17 protein-coding genes are annotated in these 19,206 nt (G+C 72.5%); 4 read left to right on the top strand and 13 right to left on the bottom strand.

Translation table 11 applies throughout. The features are described from left to right. Positions 1-374 precede the first annotated feature (374 nt). Positions 375-842 carry a redox-sensitive transcriptional activator SoxR gene (gene soxR, locus ABZ016_RS36160; RefSeq protein ID WP_356920960.1) on the bottom strand — a complete coding sequence of 156 codons (468 nt, stop codon included), beginning with the start codon at positions 840-842 and terminating at the stop codon, positions 375-377. Positions 843-951: 109 nt separating this feature from the next. Between soxR and ABZ016_RS36155 the strand changes: the two genes are divergently transcribed. After that, positions 952-1,413: a MaoC family dehydratase gene (locus ABZ016_RS36155; protein ID WP_356920959.1), complete on the top strand. Its 462-nt coding sequence runs from the start codon at positions 952-954 to the stop codon at positions 1,411-1,413. A 9-nt stretch (positions 1,414-1,422) separates the two neighbouring features. Here the strand turns inward: ABZ016_RS36155 and ABZ016_RS36150 are convergent, their stop codons facing one another. The 3 genes from ABZ016_RS36150 to ABZ016_RS36140 all read right to left on the bottom strand — a co-directional run bounded on the left by ABZ016_RS36150 (position 1,423) and on the right by ABZ016_RS36140 (position 3,601). Continuing rightward, positions 1,423-2,046 carry a TetR/AcrR family transcriptional regulator gene (locus ABZ016_RS36150; protein WP_356920958.1) on the bottom strand — a complete coding sequence of 208 codons (624 nt, stop codon included), beginning with the start codon at positions 2,044-2,046 and terminating at the stop codon, positions 1,423-1,425. 71 nt (positions 2,047-2,117) lie between these two features. Next, positions 2,118-2,366, bottom strand: a complete 249-nt coding sequence (locus ABZ016_RS36145) for a YiaA/YiaB family inner membrane protein (protein ID WP_356920957.1) — start codon at positions 2,364-2,366, stop codon at positions 2,118-2,120. 83 nt (positions 2,367-2,449) lie between these two features. Further along, positions 2,450-3,601, bottom strand: coding sequence for an acyl-CoA dehydrogenase family protein (locus ABZ016_RS36140; RefSeq protein WP_356920963.1), 1,152 nt, complete (start codon positions 3,599-3,601; stop codon positions 2,450-2,452). A gap of 93 nt (positions 3,602-3,694) precedes the next feature. Here ABZ016_RS36140 and ABZ016_RS36135 point away from each other — a divergent pair, with 93 nt between their 5' ends. The 3 genes from ABZ016_RS36135 to ABZ016_RS36125 all read left to right on the top strand — a co-directional run bounded on the left by ABZ016_RS36135 (position 3,695) and on the right by ABZ016_RS36125 (position 6,177). Beyond that, positions 3,695-4,345, top strand: a complete 651-nt coding sequence (locus tag ABZ016_RS36135) for a TetR/AcrR family transcriptional regulator (RefSeq protein ID WP_356920956.1) — start codon at positions 3,695-3,697, stop codon at positions 4,343-4,345. A 46-nt stretch (positions 4,346-4,391) separates the two neighbouring features. Further along, complete coding sequence (locus tag ABZ016_RS36130; protein WP_356920955.1) at positions 4,392-5,102, top strand: winged helix-turn-helix domain-containing protein; 711 nt, start codon at positions 4,392-4,394, stop codon at positions 5,100-5,102. A 106-nt stretch (positions 5,103-5,208) separates the two neighbouring features. Further along, complete coding sequence (locus ABZ016_RS36125) at positions 5,209-6,177, top strand: DMT family transporter (protein ID WP_356920954.1); 969 nt, start codon at positions 5,209-5,211, stop codon at positions 6,175-6,177. On the opposite strand, the gene ABZ016_RS36120 is transcribed toward ABZ016_RS36125, so the two are convergent. The 9 genes from ABZ016_RS36120 to ABZ016_RS36080 form a co-directional block, all read right to left on the bottom strand. Continuing rightward, positions 6,166-7,578, bottom strand: a complete 1,413-nt coding sequence (locus tag ABZ016_RS36120) for an MFS transporter (RefSeq protein WP_356920953.1) — start codon at positions 7,576-7,578, stop codon at positions 6,166-6,168. The two genes, ABZ016_RS36125 and ABZ016_RS36120, sit on opposite strands and share 12 nt — an antisense overlap. A 192-nt stretch (positions 7,579-7,770) precedes the next feature. After that, on the bottom strand, positions 7,771-8,853 hold the full coding sequence (locus ABZ016_RS36115) for a Zn-dependent alcohol dehydrogenase (protein WP_356920952.1): 1,083 nt from the start codon (positions 8,851-8,853) through the stop codon (positions 7,771-7,773). Positions 8,854-8,883: 30 nt separating this feature from the next. Further along, complete coding sequence (locus ABZ016_RS36110) at positions 8,884-10,272, bottom strand: aldehyde dehydrogenase family protein (protein ID WP_356920951.1); 1,389 nt, start codon at positions 10,270-10,272, stop codon at positions 8,884-8,886. Between the two features lie 121 nt (positions 10,273-10,393). Further along, complete coding sequence (locus ABZ016_RS36105; RefSeq protein WP_356920950.1) at positions 10,394-11,728, bottom strand: ABC transporter ATP-binding protein; 1,335 nt, start codon at positions 11,726-11,728, stop codon at positions 10,394-10,396. 181 nt (positions 11,729-11,909) lie between these two features. After that, positions 11,910-12,674, bottom strand: coding sequence for a class F sortase (locus ABZ016_RS36100; RefSeq protein ID WP_356920949.1), 765 nt, complete (start codon positions 12,672-12,674; stop codon positions 11,910-11,912). A gap of 637 nt (positions 12,675-13,311) precedes the next feature. Further along, positions 13,312-13,896: a hypothetical protein gene (locus ABZ016_RS36095; RefSeq protein ID WP_356920948.1), complete on the bottom strand. Its 585-nt coding sequence runs from the start codon at positions 13,894-13,896 to the stop codon at positions 13,312-13,314. A 100-nt stretch (positions 13,897-13,996) separates the two neighbouring features. After that, entirely contained in the window at positions 13,997-15,292 is a 1,296-nt protein-coding gene (locus ABZ016_RS36090) for an MFS transporter (RefSeq protein ID WP_356920962.1), read from the bottom strand. Between the two features lie 32 nt (positions 15,293-15,324). Next, on the bottom strand, positions 15,325-16,767 hold the full coding sequence (locus ABZ016_RS36085) for a citrate:proton symporter (RefSeq protein ID WP_356920947.1): 1,443 nt from the start codon (positions 16,765-16,767) through the stop codon (positions 15,325-15,327). Positions 16,768-16,902: 135 nt separating this feature from the next. After that, positions 16,903-19,146, bottom strand: coding sequence for a molybdopterin oxidoreductase family protein (locus ABZ016_RS36080; protein ID WP_356920946.1), 2,244 nt, complete (start codon positions 19,144-19,146; stop codon positions 16,903-16,905). Positions 19,147-19,206: the final 60 nt, after the last annotated feature.

Raw genomic sequence — 19,206 nt, 5'->3', positions numbered from 1 at the left:
TACGTCTCCTGCTGGACGGCCGAGGTGACATCGCCGTACGGGACCACCCGGGGGCAGCCCGGCGGTGCGGGGTGCCGCTGCGCCCACCCGTGCCGCCCTTAGCGGCACGATTGCCCGCAGCCAAGCGGACGGGTGGCCCGCAGCAGCGGCCGGCGGCAGCCGAGCCACGACGCGCCCGCACCCGCCGTGTCGCGGAAGGGGACGTGTCGGGGGGTGTCCGCCCGCAGCGGTTGGCGCGTCAACGGACGGTTAGTTGGTATCCGAGTCCATCGCGCCGTTCCGAGGACGGACACCCCCCGGCGCGGCCCCGCCCCACCACCCGGCATCACGCGCTACGCGCACCCCCACCGAAGCAGCACAGGCCGCCGCAGGCATCAGCGCCCACCCCGCCCCTCGACCATCAGACGGGACCCCGCCCGGCGTTCGCCGAAGACGTCGTCCGGGTTGGAGAGGACGCAGGCGTCGAGGGAGAGGCAGCCGCAGCCGATGCAGTCGGCGAGGTGGTCGCGCAGGCGTTCCATCTGCTTGATGCGTTCGTCCAGCTCCGAGCGCCAGGCCTCGGAGAGGTGCGCCCAATCCTCCCGCGTCGGCGTCCGCTCCTCGGGGAGTTCCGCCAGCGCCTCGCGGATCGTCGCCAGCGGGATGCCGACCCGTTGCGCCGCCCGGATGAAAGCCACCCTGCGCAGCGCGTCACGCGAGTAGCGGCGCTGGTTGCCCGAGGTGCGGCGGCTGCTGATCAGCCCCTTCGACTCGTAGAAGTGCAGCGCCGAGACGGCGGCCCCGCTGCGCGCCGCCAGCTGGCCGACCGTGAGCTCATGGATCTTCTCTGGAATCTGGGGCACTCCTCGAACCCTACCGTCGACCGTTGACAGGGCCCCCGCAGCCGACCATGCTAAGCAGTCGCTTAGCAAAAACACGAGCACGCAGACCTTCTGACGCGAGAGGCCGGTCATGGCAGAGCCGAGGATCTTCACGTCCGTCGACGAACTGAAGTCGGCGGTGGGCGAGCAACTGGGGTACACCGACTGGCTCGACGTCGACCAGAAGCGGATCGACCTCTTCGCCGAGGCCACCGGCGACCACCAGTGGATCCACGTCGACCCGGAGAAGGCCGCCGCGGGCCCCTTCGGCACCACCATCGCGCACGGCTATCTGACCCTGTCGCTGCTCCCCCTCTTCGGACCGCAGCTGATCGCCGTCGAGGGCGTGAAGATGGGCGTCAACTACGGCACCAACAAGGTGCGCTTCCCCGCCCCCGTCCCCGTCGGCTCCCGGCTGCGCGCCACCGCCACCATCACCGGCGTCGAGGACGTGACCGGCGGTGCCCAGGTCACCGTCGCCTTCACCGTGGAGCGCGAGGGCGGCGACAAGCCTGTGTGCGTCGCCGAGTCCGTCGCCCGCTACTACCTCTGACCCGGCGGGCTACTTCTCCCCCACCATCCGCAGCACGAGGTCGGCATAGAGCGTGCCGACCTCGTCCGGCGTCCACGGCCCCTCGACGTTGAACCAGCGGGCCACGTCGATGCAGAGCGACAGGACGGCCAGGGTCGTGCCCTTCACGTCCAGCACGTCGAACTCGCCCGCGGCCACGCCGTCCTCGATGATCCCCTGCACCTCGGCGTCGCACTGCCGGCGCAGCGCGAGGATCTCGGCGCGGGCGTCCGGACCGAGGGAGTCCAGCTCGTACTGGACGACCCTCGCGGTGGTGCGCCCGCCGGCGTGCCAGCGGACGAAGGAACCGACCGCGTCGGCCAGGCGCTCACGGGCGGTGCCCTCGCGCCGGGAGGCCGTCCGCAGGATCTCCAGGGCCTTCTCGTGCCCGATCCTGCTGATGCGGTGCAGCAGCTCTTCCTTGGTCTTGTAGTGGATGTACAGCGCGGCCGGGCTCATCCCGGCGCGCCCCGCGATGTCCCGGGTCGTCGTGGCGTGGTAACCACGCTCGGCGAAGGCCTCCACCGCGGCGATCAGCAGCCGCCGCGCCGCGTCGGGCGTGACCTCGCCCCACGCCTGCGCCTCGCCGCCGGCCGTCTCCTCCGCCGTACCCATCCGCTCGCCCCTCTCCACTGGCAGGGGCACCACCATACCGCCGAAGGTGAGCGGGCGCTTAGTAAGGCCGGTCAGTGCTTCTCGAAGGGGGTGTACGAGGGTGCCGCCGGACCGTCCTGCCGGTCCCGGATCACCTTGGCCAGGGTGAAGGAGGAGGTGACCAGGTACAGCACCGCGATGGCGAGGAAGCCCCGCACCCAGGCATCGGCGCTCAGCTGGTAGATGCCGATGGCGGTGGCCGCCATCGCGACGGCGAAGGAGGCGACGGCCTGGCCGTAGAAGGCGGCCGTGTTCTGCTGCTTGCCCGGTGTCTCACTCATGGGGGCAAGCATCGGCGGACGTGGCCCGCGCCACATCCGCCGAAGTACTCAGGCGCGTACTCAGAAAGCCGGAAAAACGGCCGTCAGAACGCCGAAACCCCCGTCAGGGCACGCCCGATGACCAGCTTCTGGATCTGGCTAGTGCCCTCGTAGAGGGTCATCACGCGGGCGTCCCGCAGCAGTTTGCCCGCCGGGTACTCGTCGATGTAGCCGTAGCCGCCGAAGACCTGGAGGGCGTTGTTCGCGGCGCGGACGGCCGCCTCCGAGGCGAACAGCTTCGCCTTCGACGACTCGACGGCGAACGGCTGCCCCCGGTCGATCAGGTCCGCGACCCGCCAGGTCAGCAGCCGGGCGGCGTCGACGTCCACGGCGATGTCGCTGATCAGTTCCTGGACCAGCTGGTGGTGGGCGATGGTCTTCCCGAACTGCTCGCGCTCGCCCGCGTACCGCACGGCCGCGTCCAGCGCCGCCTGGGCTATGCCGACGCAGCCGGCGGCGACCGACATCCGGCCCTTGGCGAGGGCGGACATCGCGATCGAGAAGCCCTTGCCCTCCTCACCCAGCAGCGCCGAGGCGGGCACCCGTACGTCCTCCAGCACCAGCTCGGCCGTGGCCTGGCCGCGCAGCCCCAGCTTCCCGTGGATCGTGCGGCGCGTCAGACCTGGCGTGTCGGTGGGAACAAGGAAGGCGGAGACGCCCTTGTGGCCGGGGGCGTCCGTGGAGCGGGCGAAGAGCAGGACGACATCGGCCCAGGTGCCGTTGGTGATGAACATCTTGGTGCCGTTGACGACGTAGTCGTCGCCGTCCCGCACCGCCCGCGTCGCGAGGTTGCCCGCGTCGGAGCCCGTGCCCGGCTCGGTCAGGCCGAAGCAGCCGACCGACTCGCCGGAAGTCAGCCCCGGCAGCCACTGCCGCTTCTGCTCCTCGCTCCCCCAGGCGGCGACGGTCTTGGCGACGAGCCCGAGCGAGACGGAGACGATGCCCCGCACGGACGAGTCACCCCGGCCGAGTTCCTCCGTGACCAGGCAGTACGCGAGGTGGTCGCCGCCTGACCCGCCGTACCGCTCGTCGATCGTCAGCCCCAGGAAGCCGACCTCGCCGAGCTTCTTCACGATCGACCGGTCGACCTCCTCGGCCCGGTCCCAGGCGACGACGTTCGGAGTGATCTCCCGCTGCACGAAGTCCCGCGCGAGCTGCCGGACCGCGGTCTGCTCCTCGCTGAGCTCCAGATTCACCACACGTCACCCCATTGAGAGCCGTCCATTTGAAAACCGCTTGAAAGCCGCACATTTAAATTAGCACTGCTAGTTTATCTGCGCAGCCCTACTATGTGCGCCATGGCCCGACCGCGCAAGCCCTTGCTCAGCACCGACCGGATCGTCGAGACGGCCCGCGCGCTCGTGGACGCGGAGGGCCTCGCGGCCGTCTCGACGCGACGGCTCGCCGCCGAACTGGGGGTCAGCGGGCCCTCGCTCTACAACCACTTCCGCACGAAGGACGAGATCCTGGAGGCGGTCGCGGACTCGGTGAGCGGCCAGGTGGACCTCACGATGTTCCAGGACGGCCGGGAGTGGCGGACCGCGCTGCACGACTGGGCCGTCTCCTACCGGGCCGCGCTGCGGGACCACCCGAACATCGTCCCCGTGCTGGCCCGGGGCCCCGGCCGCCGCCCGGCGGGGCTGCGCCTCGCGGACGCCGTCTACGGCGCGATGGTCGCGGCGGGCTGGCCGCCCGCGCAGGCCACGTCCATCGGCGCGCTGATGCGCTACTTCGTCATGGGCTCCGCGCTCGGCTCGTTCGCCGGGGGCTTCGTGGACGACGCGAGCGCCTACGACCCCGCCGACTACCCGCACCTCCAGCAGGCCCACCTCCTCGCCGAGCAGCAGGAGAAGATCGACGAGCGGGCCTTCGAGACGGGCCTGACGGCCCTGCTGGACGGACTGGCACGGCAGTACGAGCAGGTGCGGCGCACGGCGTAGCGACGCTTCGGCGGCCGCCGAAGGATCCGTGTTCCATGCTGGGGGCATGACGACGAGGGACCCGAAGGCCACGGGCCTGGCACGGCTCGCGGCACTGTTCGCGGACGAGACCCGGGCGGTGTGCCTGCTGGCACTGCTCGACGGGCGCGCGTGGACCGCGAGCGAGCTGGCACGGCACGCCGGTGTCGCCGCGTCCACGCTGAGCGAGCACCTGGGCAGGCTCGTCGCGGGCGGGCTGCTCGCCGAGGAGCGGCAGGGCCGGCACCGGTACGTCCGGCTGGCCGACGCGCGGGTCGCGCAACTGGTGGAGGACCTGGCGGCACAGGTCGCGCCGGGCACGACCGTACGGCCGCGCACCCTGCGGGAGTCGAACGCCGGCTCGGCGATGGCCCGGGGCCGCACCTGCTACGACCATCTCGCCGGGCGGCTCGGCATCGCGGTCACCGACGCGCTGACCACGCGCGGGCTGCTCTTGCAGGACACCGGGTTCGCGCTCACCGACGCGGGGCTGACGTGGTTCGAGTCCGCCGGGATCGGCCTCGAACGGAGGGGCCAGCGGCCGTTGGCCCGGGCCTGTCTGGACTGGACCGAACGGCGCCCCCACCTCGCGGGCGTGGCGGGCGCGGCCCTGTGCCGGCACGCGCTGGACGCGGGGTGGTGCGTACGCATCGGCTCCGGGCGGGCCGTGAAGGTGACGGCGGCCGGAGAGCGGGCCCTCTTCGACCTGCTGGGTGTGGAGCCGGGGGCACTGAGCTGACCCCGAAACCTGGCCGGACAGGCCCTGACACACCGCCGTAAAGGCCTCGGCGCCCGGTCCGAAAACCGCGAGCGTTCGTCCCCCCGTCCCCCCTAGCCTCTGGAGCATGATGATCAACTCCCTCCCCCCTCCCGCCCGCCGGGCGGAGTTGCTGGCCGCCGGTGCCGCCACGATCACCGTGGTGCTGTGGGCCTCCGCCTTCGTCTCGATCCGCAGCGCCGGTGACGCGTACTCGCCGGGTGCACTGGCACTCGGGCGGCTGCTGGCCGGGGCCCTGACGCTGGGACTGATCCTCCTGCTGCGGCGGGAGGGGTGGCCGCCGCGCACGGCCTGGCGCGGCATCGCGATATCGGGCCTGCTGTGGTTCGGCTTCTACATGGTCGTCCTCAACTGGGGCGAGCAGCAGGTGGACGCGGGTACGGCCGCCCTGGTCGTGAACACCGGGCCGATCCTGATCGCGCTGCTCGGCAACCGGCTGCTCGGTGACCCGATGCCGCCGCGGCTGCTGGCGGGGATGGCGGTGTCGTTCGCGGGAGCGGTGACCGTGGGTCTCTCGATGTCCGGCGAGGGCGGGTCCTCGGTGCTCGGGGTGGTGCTCTGTCTGCTGGCGGCGGTCTCGTACGCCGGTGGTGTCGTGGCGCAGAAGCCGGCGCTGGGCACGGCGAGCCCCTTGCAGGTGACGACGTTCGGCTGCCTGGTCGGCGCGGTGGTGTGCCTGCCGTTCGCCGGGCAGCTCGTCCAGGAAGCCGCCGAAGCCCCGGTCTCCGCGACGCTCAACATGGTGTACCTGGGCGTCTTCCCGACCGCCCTCGCCTTCACGACCTGGGCGTACGCCCTGTCCCGGACGACCGCGAGCAGGATGGGCGCGACGACGTACGCGGCGCCCGCGCTGGTCGTCCTGATGTCCTGGCTGTTCCTCGGCGAGGTGCCGGGGCTGCTCACCCTGGCCGGCGGTGTGCTGTGCCTGGCGGGTGTGGCGGTGTCCCGGTCCCGGTCGCGGGCGGCGGTTCGGGCCGAGGCTCCGGGAGCGGCTCCGGAACCACGGCCCGAACGGGCCCCGGACTCAGCCCGCTGACCCGGCCGCGGACCCCGCCTCCGACTCGGAGTCCGACTCGGACGCGGACTCCGGCTCGGACCCCGGGGCCGCTTCAGGTCCCGTCGGCCGTGCCCGGCCGGCGAGGACCTTGATCGAGGCCAGTGCGATCACCGAGAGCGCGATGATGTAGCCGGACACGGCCATGGACGTGCCCGTCGCCTCCAGCAGCAGCACCATGACGAAGGGCGCGAGGCCGCCGCCGGCGACGGCCGCGATCTGGTAGCCGAGGGAGGCGCCGGTGTAGCGCATCTCGGGCGTGAACAGCTCGGCGAACAGGGCCGCCTGGGGGCCGTACATGATGCTCAGGAAGCAGCTGGCGACGAACGTGCCGACCGCGAGCCACAGCAGCGAGCCGGTGTCGATCAGCAGGAAGAGCGGTACGGCCCACAGGGCGATGCCGGCCGCGCCGAGGGCGTAGATGCGGATCCGGCCGATGCGGTCGGAGAGCGCGGCGGCGGCCGGGATCAGCACGAGCTGGGTGAGGCTGACGCAGAGCGAGACCATGAGCACCGGTCCCTTCTTCATGTCCAGCTCACGGGTCGTGTAGTCGAGGACACCGGTGATGAGGATGTAGAAGGTCGCGGTGTTCACGGCGAAGGAACCGCCCGCGAGGAGCACCGTGCCGAGGTGACCGCGCAGGATCGTGCGCAGCGGCGAGCTCTGCTCGGCCTTCTCCTGCTCCGCGAGCGCGCGTTCGGCCTCCCGGAACGCCGGGGTCTCCTCGACGCGGGTGTGGATGTACCAGGCGAGGGCGAGGACCAGCAAGCCGACCAGGAACGGCATGCGCCAGCCCCAGGCCGCGAACGCCGAGTCGGTGGTGAGCGCGCCGGCCAGCAGGAAGACGGTGTTGGCGGTGACCACGCCGATGGGGACGCCGAGCTGGACGACGCTGCCGTAGACACCGCGCTTGCCCTCGGGGGCGTACTCGGTGGCCAGGAGCATCGCGCCGCCCCACTGGGCGCCGACGGCGACGCCCTGGGCGACGCGGAGCAGGACGAGCAGGATCGGGGCGGCGACGCCGATGGTGTCGTACGTCGGGAGCAGGCCGATGGCGGTGGTGGACACGCCCATCAGGGTGAGCGCGAGGACCAGCATCGGCTTGCGGCCGCGCTTGTCGCCGAGGTGCCCGGCGACGATGCCGCCGAGGGGGCGGGCGAGGAAGCCGACGGCGAAGGTGGCGAACGAGGCCAGGACGCCGGCGGTGGAACTGCCCGCGGGGAAGTAGAGGTCGCCGAGGACCAGGGCGGCGGCGATACCGAAGACGAAGTAGTCGTACCACTCGACGGCCGAGGCGAGTGCTGCCGCCGTGGCTACCCGGCGGCGGTTGCCCGCGGCGGGCTCGGTGGTGGTGGCGGGCTGAGCGGAAGGTGCCGTGTCCATGCGGTGCACGCTCCGGTGGGTGCGGGGACGGAACGGGGGGTGGCTCGGGTTCCGGGAACGTACTGACCGGACGGTATGGACGTCAACGGGTCGTGCACCAGGACTTTTACCTGTACTTGGCACCGACTGCGCGTGCGGGCACGCCTCGGGCCCCGGCCTCGGGTGGAGGCCGGGGTACAGGAGGGAGACGGGCTAGAAGACGACCAGTGCCCGGCCGCCCTTGCCCGCCAGCATGTTCTCGAACGCCGCCGGGATGCCCTCGAGGGAGATCCGTTCCGTCACCATCGCGCTCAGGTCGAGGCGGCCCGCCCGGACGTGTTCGGCCAGGACCGGGAGGTCCGCCGCGGGGTCGCAGTTGCCGTAGACGCAGCCGGAGAGGGTGCGGCCCCAGTGGAAGATCTCCAGGGCGTTGAAGGTGACCTGCTGGTCCTTGCCGCCGATGCCGACGACCGTGGTGCGGCCGCCGCGGCGGGTGGAGTCCCAGGCCGTGCGGATGGTGACCGCGCGCCCGACGCACTCGACGGCGACGTCGACGCCCTGCTTGCCGGTGAGGCCGCGGATCTCCCGGGCGGTGGTGTCCGAGGCGACGACGTAGTCGGTGGCGCCGGCCTTGCGGGCCAGTTCCTCCTTCTCGGCGGACACGTCCACCGCGACGATCTTCGAGGCGCCCGCGATCCGGGCCGCTTGGAGGGCCGCGAGGCCCACTCCCCCGACACCGAACACCGCGACCGTCTCGCCGGGACGGACCTGGGCCGAGTGGTGGACGGCGCCGTAGCCGGTGAGGACGGCGCAGCCGAGCAGGGCCGCGTCGGTGAGCGGGACCCCGTCCGGGACCGGGAGGACGCAGGCCTCGGAGACGACCGTCTCCTCGGCGAACGCGGCGACGTTCAGGCCCGGGTGGAGTTCGGTGCCCGTGGTGGTGCGGGCGTAGACGTCGGCGGCGCCGCCGAGGGCGTTGGCGCACAGCCAGACCTCGCCGAGCGAGCAGGCGTGGCAGGTGCCGCAGGACGGGGCCCAGTTGAGGACGACGCCGTCTCCGGGCGCGACGTGGGTGACGCCCTTGCCGACGGCGACGACCGTGCCGGCGCCCTCGTGGCCGAGGACGGCGGGGACCGGGACTCGCATGGTGCCGTCGGACAGGGACAGGTCGGAGTGGCAGACCCCGGCGGCGGCGAGCCGGACGCGGACCTGGCCGGGTCCGGGGTCCGGCAGGTCGATGCCGGTGATCTCCAGCGGGGAGCCGACGGCGGGCAGGACGGCGGCGCGGACAGCCATGACGGAGGAACTCCCTGACTAGAGCTGGGACTAGAACTGGAGGGACTTGGTCTGGAGGTACTCGGACAGGCCGTGCACCCCGAGCTCGCGGCCCACACCCGACTGCTTGTAGCCGCCGAAGGGTGCGAGGGGGTTGAAGCGGCCGCCGTTGATGTCGACCTGGCCGGTCTCCATCCGGCGCGCGAACGCCACCGCCTCGGCCTCGTCACCGGCCCAGACGGCGCCGGCCAGGCCGTAGACCGTGCCGTTGGCGATCCGCAGGGCGTCCTCCTCGTCGGCGTAGCGGAGGATCGACAGGACCGGGCCGAAGATCTCCTCCTGCGCGATGGTCATGTCCGGGGTGACGTCGGCGAAGACGGTCGGGGCGACGAAGTAACCCTGCTCGCGCGGGGCTTCGGGGCCGCCGGCGACCAGGCGGGCGCCTTCCGCGACGCCCTTCTCGATGTAGCCCCGCACCCGTGCCTGCTGCTTGGCGTTGACGACCGGGCCGATGCGGTCGCCGTACTTGGCGGCGGCCGTCGCGGCGAGCTCGACCGCCTCGTCGTACCGGTCGCGGTGGACGAGCATCCGGGTCCAGGCGCTGCACGTCTGCCCGGAGTTGGACATGACGTTGGCGACGCCGACGTTGACCGCCTTGGCCAGGTCGGCGCTCGGGAGGATGACGTTGGCGGACTTGCCGCCGAGTTCGAGGGCGACCTTCTTGACGGCGCCGGCCGCGATCGCAGCGATGTGCCGGCCGACGGCGGTGGAGCCGGTGAAGGAGACCAGGTCGACGTCCGGGTGCTCGGCGAGGGCTTGTCCCGCGACCGGTCCGAGGCCGGTGACCAGGTTGAAGACGCCCGCGGGCAGGCCCGCCTCGTGCACGGCGTCCGCGAAGAGGCGGGCGACCAGCGGGGTGTCCTCGGCCGGCTTCACCACGATCGTGCAGCCGGCCGCGAGGGCCGGGGCGACCTTGGCGACGATCTGGTGCAGGGGGTAGTTCCAGGGCGTGATCGCGCCCACCACACCGACCGGCTCGTGGTGCACGACCGAGTTCCCGGTCTTCTCCTCGAAGGCGTACGTCGCGGCCAGCTCGGCGTAGGAGCCCGCGACCGCGATCGGCACGGCCGCGTGGACGGTCTGCGAGAACTTCAGGGGAGAGCCGAGTTCGGCCGTGACGGTCTCGGCGATCTCGTCCGCGCGGGCCACGAGCACGTCCCGGAGCGCGGAGAGGCGCGCGGCCCGCTCGGCCGGCGGGGTCGCCGCCCAGCCGGGGAGGGCGGCACGGGCGGCCCGTACGGCGGTGTCGACGTCCTCGGCGGTGCCGGCCGGGACCGTCCCGATGACCTGCTCGTCGACCGGGTTCACGACCTCGATCACGTCCTGGCCGGCGGCGGGGCGCCAGGCGCCCCCGATGTACATGCCGTCGTGTGCCTTCATCGCGCTTCCTCCGGGGCGGGGCGTAGTCGTCCGGCACATAAACTAGCGGCGATAGTTTTCCGGCGCCAGACGCCACCGGTCATCAGAGCACGCCGACGGCCCCGTCCGGATGTGCCGCTCCTCACTCCCCCAGGTCGGGCAGGCGGTCCGGATGCGGACAGATGCGGTCGCCGTGCTGGTCGAAGACGAAGAGGTGGGCGAGGTCCACGAGGAGCGGTACCTGCATGCCGTGGCGGAGGGTCAGGTCCGGAGTGGTGCGGACGATGAGGTCGCCGGGCAGGCGGACTTCGGCGGTCGCGGGTGCGGCGGCCTCGGGGCGGTCCACCGCGATCACGGGTCCGGCCCGTCCGGCTCCGGTCCGCTCCCGGAGCCGGGTGAGGACCGAGCCGTCGCGCCGGCGGCGCCGGGCGGGGCGGCCGGGGCGGGGTCGCGGCGCCTCCAGTTCGGGGACGACGGCGGGGCTGGAGCCGGTGTCGAAGTGGACGAGGATCTCGTGTCCCTGGAACTCCACGTGCTCCACCAGGCCGGTGAGCGGCACCTCGCCGGGACGGGCGGAGGAGTGCTTCGCGATCCGGACGGCCTCCGAGCGCAGCCCCACGATGACCTCGCGGCCCTGCTGGACCCGCAGCAGCTGGTGGTCCAGGGAGAGCGGCTCGGGCAGGCGCAGGAACTGCTTGCCCAGGCTGATGGTCATCGCCCCGTCCAGCGGGGCGCGCACCAGGCCGCGCAGCAGGTTGATGCGCGGGGTGCCGATGAAGGCGGCGACGAACACGTTGCCGGGAAGGGCGTAGACCACACGCGGGCTGTCGACCTGCTGGAGCACGCCGCCGCGCAGCACGGCGACCCGGTCGCCGAGCGACATGGCCTCGGCCTGGTCGTGGGTGACGTAGACCGTGGTGACGCCGAGTTCCTGGGTGAGCTGGGATATCTCGGCCCGCAGGTGGGTGCGGAGCTTGGCGTCGAGGTTGGACAGCGGCTCGTCCATGAGGAAGGCGGAGGGGTGGCGTGCGATGGCCCTGCCCATGGCGACGCGCTGGCGTTCACCGCCGGAGAGCTGGCCGGGCAGGCGGTCCAGGAGGTCCTCGATGCCGAGCAGCCGGGCGGTGGCGTCCACGCGCGGCCGCGGGTCGGTGTTCGGGGCCTCGATGCGCAGGGGGAAGCCGATGTTGGCGCGGCTCGTCATGTTCGGATAGAGGGCGAAGTTCTGGAAGACCATCGCCATGTCCCGTGCGGAGGGCGGCAGGTCGTTGGCGTACTCGCCGTCGAGCAGCAGCTCGCCCTCGTCGATCTCCTCCAGGCCGGCGATCATCCTGAGCACGGTCGACTTGCCGCAGCCGGACGGGCCGAGCAGGACGAGGAACTCGCCCGGTGTGATGTCCAGCGACAGCCGGTCCACCACGCGGGCGCCTCGCGTGTAGGCCTTGCTCACGTCGTGCAGGGAGATGGCGCGTGTCATGAGGTGCCCCCGAGGGGTCTTCAGGGCGCTGGTGCTCCGCGGGCCGGGAGCCCCGTACGGGTCGCACGGGGCTGTGGGTCACGGAAGTTAACGGAATGTGTGCGCCCGGGGGAAGACACCGGGCGGGATCGGGGGCTTCCGTCCGTCTGGTGAGAAAGCGGACGGCCCGGTTCGGCCGGGGTCAGCGGGTGCCGGTGAGGTGGGCGAAGACCACGAGGTTCCCGGAGTAGCCCTTCCTCCGGTCGTAGTTGCCGCCGCAGGTGATCAGACGCAACTCGGGGCGGCTCCGGGCGCCGTACACCTCCTGGCTGGGGAAGTGTGCCTTCTCGTAGGACCTGATGGCGTCGACGGTGTAGACGGCGGTCCGTCCGTCGGCACGGCGGACCTTCACGAGGCGGCCGGGTTCCAGCTCGGTCAGCCCCGCGAAGACGGCGGGGCCGCGGTCCGTGTCGAGATGCCCGACGGCGACGGCGGTGCCCTGCCCGCCGGGCGAGGCGCCGTTCTCGTACCAGCCGACCAGCTTGGGGTCGTCCTCCGGGGGTGCGGTGAGGCGGCGGTCGCGGTCGAGGCCCAGGCCCATGACCGGGGCGTCGAGGCGGAGGTAGGGGATGAGGAGGCGGGTGGCGCGGGAGGGGGGCAGGGGGCGGAGAGATGTGCGAGTGGGCTCTGCCCCGGGGCGGACGGTCGCGGGACCCTTGGACCGCGCCCCGGGCTTGTCGCTGCGCGGGGTGGGGTGCGTTGCCGTACGGGGTCGGGGTGCGGGTGCCCGGGTCGGGTTGGACGCGGGTTCCCGGGTGGGGGCGGGCCGAGGGCTCCGGGTGACGTCCGCTCCGGGCCTGCCGGCTGTGTCGGTACGCGAGTCGTCCGACAGCGCGACCACGGAGTGGCCGCCCGGCTCTTCACCCCGGTCCCAGAAGAGACCGCACACCAGCAGCAAACAGCCCACCACGAGCGTCCGGGTCAGTCGATAGGCCCGCGTCCGGTACCAGGGCCGACGCACCCGCCGCCGGTACCGCACCACCCCGGGCCCGCCCCCACGCCGCGCCCCCGGCGAGGCGAAGGCTCCGGCCCCGCGCCGCACCCTCGAATCGACGACACCACCGGACCGAGTCCGAAGCCGATCCACCCCACCACCACCGGCCCCACGCCGCACACCCCAGGCGACATCCGCCTCACCACCGCGCCGCACCCCCGCCCCGGCGCCGGCACCCACCCCGCGCCGCACCGCCCCTCCAGCAGCGGAACCCGCGCCACGCCTCATCCCCGACCTGCCGGCAGCCCCATCCCCACGCCACACCCCCGAGCCGACAGCAGCACCGGAACCCGCCCCTCCCCCGCGCCGCACTCCCACCCCGGCGCCAACAGCAGGACCCGCGCCACCACGCGCCGCCCCTCCGGCGGCAGAACCCGCTCCACGCCGCCCCGTCGGTCCCGCGCCGGATCCACCGCCCCGCCCGGCCCCCGGGGCGGCTGCAGGGAGGCTGTCGCCCCGGGCCGGAGGGACCGGACGCGAATCGGCCCGGGTGCCCGAGCCGGAGGAGGCACGCCGTCCCATCGGAGCGGCGCGATCCGCGGAAGCCGTCCTACGCCGCGCCATCGGGGCGGCGGCGGAGCCGGAACCAGACCGTCCCGGCGACGGCGGCCAACCCGACGGCGGCGGCGCCGGCGACCGGGGTGAAGGCCTCGGCACGGGCGATGCCGCCGCCACCCGCGGGCGGGCCACCGGCCGGGGTGATGGCGGTGGGCGTGGCCTTGGAGCTCGGGCAGTCGACCTGGAACACCTTGAACTTGCCCGCACCGTGCGCCCGGTCGGTGAGCCACGTCAGCTTGTACTGCCCGTTGGGCAGGTCGATGAGCGGGGAGCGGCCCGCGCCGGCCGCGTCGAGGGTGACGGAACCGCTCTCGGCCGGTACCTCGGGCAGGGTCTGGATGGTCCAGTTGACCGTCTCGCCCCCCTCGAAGTCGAACGCGGCGAGGTAGAAGTCGCACACCGTCGGATCGTTGCGGCGATCACCGGCGGCCGTCTCGGCGGCGTGGATCTTGACGTCCCCGTTGTCCCCCGGGGCGGCGACAGCGGGCACCCCGCTCAGGGTGGTCCCGGCGAGGGTGAGGGCAGCGAGGACGGCGTTGCGGGTGCCGGCACGGCGCGCGAGGGGTACGAGGGGCATGGACTTGTCCTCCAAGTCAGATGATTGTCATACAAACATCTCGTCACCTGACTATCTGTCACATGTCACCCGGAAACGCCGGAGCAGCGCCCACGACGCGTCAGATGTCGCTCTTCCGGCGCAACGGCGTCCCGCCCCGGCGGGGTTCGGAGCACACCCCGTCCTCCGCGACCGCCTGCTCCTCCTCGTCCGGCTTCTCCTCCTCGCCCGACTGCTCCTCCTCCCCCGGCTGCCCCGGCGAGCGCACGGCGACCCCCGAGGAGACCAGCAAGAGCACCCCCAGCATCACGAACGGCGCCGCCACCCCCGCGACCCCGGCGATCAGCCCGGCCGCGGCGGGCGCCGCCACCTGGCCGAGCCGGTTGCCGGTCAGCCGCAGGGCCAGGGCCGTGGAGCGGGCGTCGTCCGGCGCGGCCTGGACGACCGTGGTCATGGACAGCGGCTGCCCGACCCCGAGACAGAAGCCGAGCAGGACCAGCAGGGCGCCGAGCGCCCACACCGGCACCGGCAGGGCGATGCCCGCGCACAGCAGGGCCGCCAGCAGGCAGGTCACCGTGAGCAGCAGGGTTCGGCCGAGCAGCCGCAGCAGGGGCGTCAGCACCAGGCGGCAGGCGATGGTGGCCGCCGCGCGCAGGCTGAGCAGGACACCGATCACGGACGGCGCGATGCCCCGGTCCTCGCCGACCACCGGAAGGTAGGCGGTGAGGATGTCGGTCGCGGACAGCACGGCGAGGCTGATGAAGATGCCGGCCGGCACGCCCCGGGTGCGCAGGATGCCCCGGACGGGGACGCGGTCGCCCTTCCCCGCCCCTGCCGCGGGTGCCGTACGGCGGTGCTCGATGCGCCAGAGCGAGGTGAACGCGACCGCCGCGACCCCGCCCGCCACGACGAGCGCGAGCGTGCTGGTGCCCGCCATGTCCTCGCCGCCGATCAGCGCACCCGCGGCCACGGGCCCGACCAGCTGGCCGAGCGCGGCCCCGATGGTGAAGTGACCGAAGTTGCGGTCCTGCTCGTGCGGCGCGGACTGGCGGGCGACGAGGGACTGCGAGCCGATGACGAAGCAGAGGTGGCCGAGGCCCATCACCCCGCTCCACAGGGCCATCGCCCACAGGGAGTCCGCGACGCCGCTGAGCGCGCAGCCGCCGGATATGAGGACCACGCCGAACGGCAGCAGCGGCGCGCAGCGGCCGTGGTCGGTACGGCGGCCCAGGGGGACGGCGGCGAACAGCGGCAGCAGCGCGTACACACCGGCGATCACACCGACCGCGCGCTCGTCCGCGCCCAGCGCGAGGGCCCGGTAGGAGACGGCGGGCCGGGCCATCGACACCGCCCCCTGCGCGAAGCTGAAGGCGATGACGAGGCGGAGCAGCCAGCCGCGGTTCCCACCGGGCCGCACGATGACGTTCATACGACAGTCCGACGCTGCGGTCAGATGATTCCGAAGAGCATGCCCGCGCCGAGGATGACGAGGCAGGTGAGGGCGGCCCACTTCACCACGAACTTCGTGTGGTCGCCGAACTCCACCTTGGCCATGCCGACCAGGACGTAGACGGCCGGGACGAGCGGGCTGGACATGTGCAGCGGCTGGCCGACCAGCGAGGCGCGGGCCATCTCCACCGGGGAGACACCGTGCGCGGCACCCGCCTCGGCGAGGACGGGGAGGACACCGAAGTAGAAGCCGTCGTTCGACATGAAGTACGTCAGCGGCAGGCTCAGCACACCGGTCACGAGCGCCATGTGCGGGCCCATGCCCGCGGGGATGACGTCCACCATCCACTTGGCCATCTGGTCGACCATGCCGGTGCCCTGGAGGACGCCGGTGAAGACGGCGGCGGCGAAGACCATGCCGGAGACGTTCAGGACGTTGTCCGCGTGGGCGGCCAGGCGGGCCTTCTGGTCGGGGATGTGCGGGAAGTTCACGGTGAGGACGAGCGCGGCACCGAGCAGGAACAGCACCGGGATCGGCAGCCACTCCATGATCATGGCGGTCAGCAGGACGACGGTGAGCAGAGCGTTGAACCAGTAGAGCTTGGGGCGCAGGGTGGGCCGGTTCGGGTCGAGGCCCTGGAAGCCGTCGTCGCCGGAGTCCTCGGAGGCGTCCGTGCCGGAGCCGGTACCGCCGGTGGCGGCCGCGCCGCCCGTGGCACCCGTGGCGCCCTTGCGCATGTCGACCTTGCCGTCGCCGGAGCCGCTGCCGGCACCCACGAGGACCGTCTCGGTCTCCTTCTCCTCCTCCAGGACCTCGTCCAGCGTCAACACGCCCAGCCGCCGGCGCTCACGCACGCCGAGGACGTAGGAGAGGCCGAAGACGAAGAGCAGGCCCACCAGGAGCGCCGGGATCATCGGGACGAAGATCTCGCTGGCGTCGAGCTTGAGCGCGGTCGCGGCGCGGGCGGTCGGGCCGCCCCAGGGGAGGGTGTTCATCACACCGTTGGCCATGGCGGCCACACCGGTCATCACGACCAGGCTCATCTTCAGGCGCTTGTACAGCGGGTACATCGCCGAGACGGTGATCATGAAGGTGGTGGAGCCGTCGCCGTCCAGCGACACGATCGCGGCGAGCAGCGCGGTGCCGACGACGATCCGCATCGGGTCGGCTTTACAGAATTTGAGGATGCCTCGGACGATCGGGTCGAAGAGACCGACATCGATCATCACACCGAAGTAGACGATCGCGAACATGAGCATCGCCGCGGTGGGGGCGAGGTCGGTCACGCCGTCGAGGACATAGTCGCCGAGCTTGGCGCCCTTGCCGACGAACACGCAGAAGAGCGCGGGAATCAGCACGAGCGCCGCGATCGGCGACATCTTCTTCATCATGATCAGGACCAGGAAGGTCGCGATCATGGCGAAGCCGAGGATGGTCAGCATGAGTGGATACCTAACGTTCGCCCTTGAACATCCCACCAGGGCCGGCGGTTCCCGAGACGTTAGGTCCCGTCAAGCAGCGTTAACAAGACGTTGACGTGCGAGCAATAAGCGCAAAACTGCTGGTCACAGCTTTGCTCAGGTCAGAGGCACGAGCTTTTCGGCCGCGGGGGCGCATTCGACGGGCACTCCGTTGAGGACCGCGTTGCCCGACAGGGGATCGAGCAGCCGGCCGTCGAGGAGCTGGTTGACGTTGACGCCGGGGTCGGTCGAGGCGTGGCTGAGGCGGGTACCGGGGCGGTCGTGGCCCCAGCCGTGCGGCAGGCTCACCACGCCCCGCCGGATCGCGTCGGTGACCTCGGCCGGCGCGGTCACCTCTCCCCCGGCGCCCTTCACCCGGACCGGCTCCCCGTCCCGTACGCCGAGCCGTTCGGCGTCGTCGGGGTGGATGTGCAGGGTGCAGCGGTTGGAGCCGCCGGTCAGGGCGGGCACGTTGTGCATCCAGCTGTTGTTCGACCGCAGGTGCCGGCGGCCGACCAGGACGAGTCCCGCGGGACGTTCGGTCAGGGCCGCGCGCAGCCGGGGCAAGTCGTCCGCGATCGGCCCGGGCAGAAGCTCCACCTCGCCGCTCCCGGTCTTCAGCGGCTGCGGCAGCCGGGACCGCAGCGGCCCGAGGTCGATGCCGTGCGGGTGGGCGAGCAGCTTCTCCAGGCCGAGTCCGTCCGGTCGTACGCCGAAGCCGTCGCCGTAGGGGCCGAGGCGGAGCATCATGTCCAGCCGTCGTTCGGGGCCGTTGTCGCCGGTGAGCTGGGCGGCGAGCTCCTGGGGGTCGCGGCCGTGCACGGGCGAGCGGGTGTCCTCGACCGCCTTGCCGAGCGTCTGGCCGATGACCAGCTGGTCGACGGCGTCGGGTTCGGCTCCGTGCATGCCGGTCACGGCGAGGATCAGCCGGGCCAGGATCTCCGTCTCCGCCATGCGGCCGGGTTCCAGCGGGACCGCGGGGCGCGTGTAGCGGACCTGGTTGCGGACGGCGAGGGTGTTGAACGCGAAGTCGTGGTGCGGGCTCTGGGAGGGCGGGGGCGGGGGCAGGACGACGTCGGCGTGGCGCGAGGTCTCGTTGAGGTACGGGTCGACACTGACCATGAAGTCGAGCGAGTCGAGTGCCTTGTCGAGCCGGTCTCCGTCGGGTGCGGACAGCACGGGGTTGGCGGCGACGGCGAGGATCGCGCGGACCGGCTCGCCCTCCTCGGTGGCGGTGTCGATCTCCTCGGCGAGGGCGGAGAGCGGCAGTTCCCCCTTGGCTTCCGGATGCCGGCTCACCCGGGAGTGCCAGCGCCCGAGGGTGAAGCCGCGGCCGGGACCCGCGGGCCGTGGCGTCTTGTCGGTGGCGGCCTGCGGGAAGAGCGCGCCGCCGGGCCGGTCGAGGTTGCCGGTGAGTATGTTGAGGACGTCGACGAGCCAGCTGGCGAGGGTGCCGTGCGGGACGGTGCAGCTGCCGATGCGGCCGTAGACGGCGGCGGTGGGTGCGGCGGCGAGTTCGCGGGCGAGGGCGCGGATGACGCCGGCCTCGACGTCACAGGCCTCGGCGACGGCTTCGGGGGTGAACTCCCGCAGGGCGTCGGACACTTCCTCGATGCCCCGCACATGCGGGGTCGGCTCGACGAGGCCCTCGTCGTAGAGGACCCGGGCCATCGCCGCCAGCAGCAGCGCGTCGGTGCCGGGCCGGACGGCGATGTGCCGGTGGGCGAGTTTCGCGGTGCGGGTGCGCCGCGGATCGATCACGACGAGGGTGCCGCCCCGGGCCTTGAGGGCCTTGAGCTTGCCCGGGAAGTCGGGTGCGGTGCACAGGCTGCCGTTGGACTCCAGCGGGTTGGCGCCGATGAGGATCAGATGGTCGGTGTGGTCGAGGTCGGGCACGGGGATGGCGTACGCGTCGCCGTAGAGCAGTCCGCTGGAGACGTGCTTGGGCATCTGGTCGACCGTGGACGCGGTGAAGACGCTGCGGGTGCCGAGCCCGGCGAGCAGCACCGGCGGGTAGAGGCCACCGGCCATGGTGTGCACATTGGGGTTGCCGAGGACGACACCGACGGAGTGCGGTCCGTAGCGCTCCACCACGGGCCGGATCCCGGCGGCGACCGCGTCGAAGGCCTCCTCCCAGGTCGCCTCGCGCAGCTCGCCGTCCCGGCGCACGAGCGGGGTGCGCAGCCGGTCGGGATCGGCGTCGACGGCTCCGAAGGAGGCGCCCTTGGGGCAGATGAAGCCCTTGCTGAACACGTCGTCGCGGTCACCGCGGGCGTGGGTGACGCGCGTTCCCTCGATGGTGAGGGTCAGGCCGCAGGTGGCCTCGCACAAGGGGCAGATACGCAGGGCGGTGCGGGACACGGGTCCTCCCGGGGGGCGGCGGCTGCGGTGACGCGCGGACGCCGCGAGCATACCGACCGG

The organism is Streptomyces sp. NPDC006372 (assembly GCF_040612515.1).
Lineage (GTDB): Bacteria > Actinomycetota > Actinomycetes > Streptomycetales > Streptomycetaceae > Streptomyces.
Note: the sequence above shows the minus strand (reverse complement) of the source record. Positions and strands in the feature narration are given on the sequence as shown.

Excerpts from the sequence above, each read along its gene's own strand:
- ABZ016_RS36130 (WP_356920955.1), top strand. The coding sequence starts at position 4,392 with ATGACGACGAGGGACCCGAAGGCCACGGGCCTGGCACGGCTCGCGGCA.
- ABZ016_RS36115 (WP_356920952.1), bottom strand. The coding sequence starts at position 8,853 with ATGGCTGTCCGCGCCGCCGTCCTGCCCGCCGTCGGCTCCCCGCTGGAG.
- ABZ016_RS36125 (WP_356920954.1), top strand. The coding sequence starts at position 5,209 with ATGATGATCAACTCCCTCCCCCCTCCCGCCCGCCGGGCGGAGTTGCTG.
- ABZ016_RS36105 (WP_356920950.1), bottom strand. The coding sequence starts at position 11,728 with ATGACACGCGCCATCTCCCTGCACGACGTGAGCAAGGCCTACACGCGA.
- ABZ016_RS36135 (WP_356920956.1), top strand. The coding sequence starts at position 3,695 with ATGTGCGCCATGGCCCGACCGCGCAAGCCCTTGCTCAGCACCGACCGG.
- ABZ016_RS36120 (WP_356920953.1), bottom strand. The coding sequence starts at position 7,578 with ATGGACACGGCACCTTCCGCTCAGCCCGCCACCACCACCGAGCCCGCC.
- ABZ016_RS36145 (WP_356920957.1), bottom strand. The coding sequence starts at position 2,366 with ATGAGTGAGACACCGGGCAAGCAGCAGAACACGGCCGCCTTCTACGGC.
- ABZ016_RS36155 (WP_356920959.1), top strand. The coding sequence starts at position 952 with ATGGCAGAGCCGAGGATCTTCACGTCCGTCGACGAACTGAAGTCGGCG.
- ABZ016_RS36150 (WP_356920958.1), bottom strand. The coding sequence starts at position 2,046 with ATGGGTACGGCGGAGGAGACGGCCGGCGGCGAGGCGCAGGCGTGGGGC.
- ABZ016_RS36085 (WP_356920947.1), bottom strand. The coding sequence starts at position 16,767 with ATGCTGACCATCCTCGGCTTCGCCATGATCGCGACCTTCCTGGTCCTG.
- ABZ016_RS36095 (WP_356920948.1), bottom strand. The coding sequence starts at position 13,896 with ATGCCCCTCGTACCCCTCGCGCGCCGTGCCGGCACCCGCAACGCCGTC.
- ABZ016_RS36110 (WP_356920951.1), bottom strand. The coding sequence starts at position 10,272 with ATGAAGGCACACGACGGCATGTACATCGGGGGCGCCTGGCGCCCCGCC.